Here is a 4,302-nt window from a genome sequence, read left to right as displayed (position 1 = left end):
CACCGGCACAGGATCCCCCGACCCGTGCCGGTGAGTTCGCCCGCCCGGTCAACGGTGGAGCCCACGGTGTCCCAGGGGGCCGGGTGGCGATCGCCCACGACTACCTCACGCAGCGCGGGGGAGCGGAGCGGGTGGTGCTGGCCATGCACCGCGCATTCCCGGACGCCCCCATCTACACCACCCTCTACGACCCGGACGGCACCTACCCCGAGTTCCGGGAGGCCACCATCATCACCTCTCCGCTCAACCGGGTGGGGGTTCTGCGGCGTCACCACCGGTGGGCGCTGCCGTTTCTTCCCCTGGCTTCCTCCTGGATGCGCGTGCCCGCGGACGTGGTGCTCGTGTCCACGAGCGGCTGGGCGCACGGCTTCCGCACGGACGGCGTCCGCGAGGTGTACTGCCACACGCCGGCCCGCTGGGTCTACCTCCTGGAGCAGTACCTGGGCTCCGCGCCGTCCTCCTCACCCACGGGGTGGGCCATGCTGCTCGCCCGGCCCCTGCTGGAGTGCTGGGACCGCCGTGCCATGTCGTCGGTGCAGCACATGGTGGCGAACTCCACGGTGGTGCGGGACCGCATCAAGGAGGTCTACGGGCGGGACGTGGAGATCGAGCACCCGCCGCACCGCATGCAGGACAGCACGGAGACCGAGGCCGTGCCGCAGATGGCGGGTTTCGCCGGGGACGGCGAGTACTTCCTCTCCGTCTCCCGCCTGCTCCCGTACAAGAACGTGGACCGGGTCATGGAGGCGCTGCGCGTCCGGCCCGACCGTCGTCTCGTGCTCGTGGGCACCGGTCCCCTGGAGCACCAGCTGCGCCAGCTGTGCCCAGAGAACGTGCTCATGCTCTCGGACCTCTCGGACGCGCAGATGCGCGGCCTCTACCGCGGGGCAATGGCCGTGGTGGCGGCGTCCCACGAGGACTTCGGGATCACCCCCCTGGAGGGCTTCGCCTTCGGGCGGCCCACCCTGGCCCTGCGCGGCGGCGGCTACCTGGACACCGTCGTCCCCGGCATGACGGGAGCGTTCTTCGAGGAGCCCACCCCGGAGGCCATCGGCAGGGTGCTGGACCGTTTCCGCTCCGACGACTGGGACGAGCAGGCCATCAGGGACCACGCCCGCCGCTTCTCGGAGGACCGCTTCGTGGCGCGTCTGCACCAGGTGGTGGCCGCCCGCGCGGACGACGCCGCCCGGTCTCACCCCTGAGGGGCGTCCCACCCCACACCGAGTTCCCGGGGCGGCACGCGCCGCAGGACGGCGTAGCGCACGAGCCCGTCCACCGTGCCCAGGACGTGGCACCACCTGGTCACCACCGCCGCCGGCTCCCACTGCCGCCGCAGGGCCATGCCCACGGGGAACAACGGGGCGCGCAGGGCGAGGGCGGCCACGCGCAGCAGTGCGTCACGCCGGGGGAGCGGTTGTGCCACGCGCGCCGCCAAAAGCTGTGCCGCCCTGCAGTCCGCATGGGCCTGCAGGCCCCTCTGCACGACATTCCGGCGCTGGCGGTATGCCACGCGCACCGACTCCACACGCGGAACGGGTGCGCCGTGTGCTCGTAGACGCGCCGCGAGATCGTTGTCATCCCCGTGGTGGGGCACCGTCACGTCGAAGCCACCCACGGCACGGTAGAGATCCCGACGGATTCCGAAGTTGCACCCCATCAGGACGGTGGGTTCCGAGGGGGTGTCCGGAACCGGCTCCGAATCCTCGAGGTCACGGTCGACGAGCTGCTGCACCGGTGCGTGACCGTCCTGGAAGACGTGGTTGTCAAAGGCTGTGGCCGCCCCGGTCCACACGGGCGCGAGCTCGAACGCCTGGATCCCGCAGCGGACCCAGTGCGCGGAGACCACGTCGTCCGCGTCGCAGAACATCAGCAGCCCGGAACGTGCCCGCGCCGCGCCCACGTTGCGCGCGTAGGAGGAACCCTTCCGCTCGGTGGCCTCCACCACTCGCAGTGTGAAAGGGAGGTCGGGGTGATCGTCGACGAGGTGGTCCAGGGCGCCCGGCGCCCCGTTGTTGACCACGAGCACCTCGAAGGCCGGTGCCGAGAGCTGCCGCGCCAGAGCGGCCAGCTGCAGAGGGAGGGTCTCCGCGTCACGGCCGCACGGGATGACCACGGACACCACGGGGGAGCCGCCCGTCACCTCACGCACTCGTGGCCCGCCGTCAGACGTCGCGGGCGGAGTGGGAGGACGCCGAGGAGCCGGCCGAGGAGGACCTCCGGGACCGGGCGGGGGTGGCGCGGCGCTTGGCCCGGAACCCCCGCGACGACTTCTTGGTCTCGCCGTAGTAGGACGAGTAGCCGCGTCGGTACCCGCCGTAGCCGAAGCCGTAGTGGGAGGAGCCCACGCCCCGCGCCGGAGCCAGGTTGAGCACGGCACCGAGCAGTGTCACGGACACGCGCCGCAGCATCGAGGCCGCGAGCTCCACCTGCTCCTTGCGGGTGCCACCCACCTCGATCACGAGGATCGCCCCGTCGGCCGCCGCCGCGAGCAGACTGGCGTCCGTGACGGGGAGTACGGGCGGGGCGTCCACGAACACCATGTAGGACTCCCGCAGCTCGGTGAGCACGTGCTTCATGCGCTGTGAGCCCACGAGCTCGGACGGGTTCGGTGGGATGCGCCCGGCGGGCAGCACCATCAGGGAGGAGCCGGGGACCTGCTGCAGGGCATCCTGCAGCGCGACCTGACCTGACAGCACCTGCGTGAGTCCCACGGAGCCGTCCACCCCGAACACTCCCGCCACGGTGGGCCGACGGAGGTCGGCGTCCACGATCACGGCCGCCTCGCCCGCGTGCGCGAAGGAGTTGGCGATGGCCGTGGTCACGGTGGACTTGCCCTCACCCGGGTTGGGGCTCGTGACCACCACGCACCGCGGCGGGTTGTCCACGCTCACGAACCGGAGGTTGGTGCGCAGCTGGCGGACCGCCTCGTGGGCGGCGTCGTCCTCCACCTCACCGCGGTTGTTGCCCTTGAGGGACGGGGTCTTGGGGAGGATGCCCAGCACGCCGGCGTCGGTGAGCTCCTCGACCTCGTGGGAGGTGCGGATGCGCACGTCGGACACCTTGCGCAGCAACGCCACGGCGTAGCCGGCCAGCAGCCCGGCGGCGGCGCCGGCCAGAAGGTACCGCTTGGTGTTGGGGCTCGACGGCCCGCCGGGGACCTGGGCGTCCTCGAGGGGCACCACGCGCACGGGTGAACTGCTGCCCTCGAGGTCCTGGACCACCTCGGCGGTCGCCTGCAGCGCCGAGTTGGCGAGAGCCGCGGACTTCTCCGGATCGTCGGCGGTGGCGTCCACCTTGATCAGTGCGGAGTTGGGGACCACGCTCGCGGTGAGGTGGCCCGCCACCTCGTCCGCCGTCAGGCCAAGGGCGGGATCCTGGGCGATCTTCTCCGCCACCGAGCGGGAGGAGATCACCGGGATGTAGGCGTTGGCCTTGTTCTGGGCGGCGACGTCCCCGTTGAGCACGTCCCCCAGGGAGCTGCTGCCCGTGGTGGTCACGAACCCCGTGGAGGAGGACGTGTAGATCTTGGGCTGGGCCAGGGCCACGCCGAAGGCCAGCAGCAGCCCGGCAAGGGTGGCCGCCAGCAGCAGCACGAGGTTGGCGCGGGTGAGGCGCAGGAAGTCAATGACGGTCATGCCGGTCCTGGGGGTGGGTCTGTGCGGGGGGATCACCGACATCCGCGGGCGCGGGGACCGGAGGGATTCACCGGATCTTGCAGCGCGCTGCGTGGAAGATGCGATTTCCTGGAGTTTAGCAATGATTCACGGCTGCTCCCCGGAGCGGCACTGCCCCTACCGGCTCAGGAATCCCTGTGTGACCAGGTCGGACACGAAGTCCCGCACCTGCGGCCCGATCTCCGTGAGGGGTGCGCCGGTCGCCTCGGCCACCACCTGTGGCAGCGAGTCCTCCGGCGTGGACTGCGCCAGGTGCCAGATCAGCGCGGCGGAGTCGTTGAGGACCACGGGCCGGCCGCCGGGTACGAGCGCGAGGCACACGCTGCCGAGCACGGTCTCCGAGGGGGCCACGTCCACGGCGGCGGCACCCGGCGCGGGGCGCAGCACGCCGGTCCGGGCCGGAGCGTGCCGGGCCTGAGACGTGGTGGGCTCCGGGCCGAGCAGCCACGAGTCGGGCTGACCCGGTGCTCCCGCCGGGGAACCGGGCCCCCGCGGGTCCGGTGCTGCGGGCTGGTCCGGCGCCGTGGTGTCCGCGGGCGCGGTGCTCGGAGTCCCGGGAGCGGGGGGCAGGGGCATCGACGACGCCGCGTCCGGGCCGGGAGCCGGGCTCGTCAGGACAGTACCGGGG

The 4,302-nt window shown here is 72.2% G+C and carries 4 protein-coding genes; 1 reads left to right on the top strand and 3 read right to left on the bottom strand.

Annotated features, from left to right (window positions below):
• Positions 1 to 1,202: glycosyltransferase (locus D9R02_RS11320; protein WP_310793828.1), on the top strand; the 1,202-nt coding region annotated here is incomplete at its 5' end.
• Here the strand turns inward: D9R02_RS11320 and D9R02_RS11315 are convergent.
• The 3 genes from D9R02_RS11315 to D9R02_RS11305 form a co-directional block, all read right to left on the bottom strand.
• Positions 1,193 to 2,149 carry a glycosyltransferase family 2 protein gene (locus D9R02_RS11315; protein WP_121566932.1) on the bottom strand — a complete coding sequence of 319 codons (957 nt, stop codon included), beginning with the start codon at positions 2,147 to 2,149 and terminating at the stop codon, positions 1,193 to 1,195. The genes D9R02_RS11320 and D9R02_RS11315 overlap by 10 nt on opposite strands.
• A gap of 13 nt (positions 2,150 to 2,162) precedes the next feature.
• Entirely contained in the window at positions 2,163 to 3,635 is a 1,473-nt protein-coding gene (locus D9R02_RS11310; RefSeq protein WP_183085993.1) for a tyrosine-protein kinase domain-containing protein, read from the bottom strand.
• A 156-nt stretch (positions 3,636 to 3,791) separates the two neighbouring features.
• Positions 3,792 to 4,302, bottom strand: a 511-nt coding sequence (locus tag D9R02_RS11305) for a PqqD family protein (RefSeq protein ID WP_310793827.1), incomplete at its 5' end; no start/stop codon positions are given.

The sequence above is a fragment of the Kocuria rhizophila genome, from assembly GCF_003667225.1.
Classification (GTDB): domain Bacteria; phylum Actinomycetota; class Actinomycetes; order Actinomycetales; family Micrococcaceae; genus Kocuria; species Kocuria rhizophila.
This window is presented reverse-complemented; position numbering and strand designations above follow the sequence as displayed.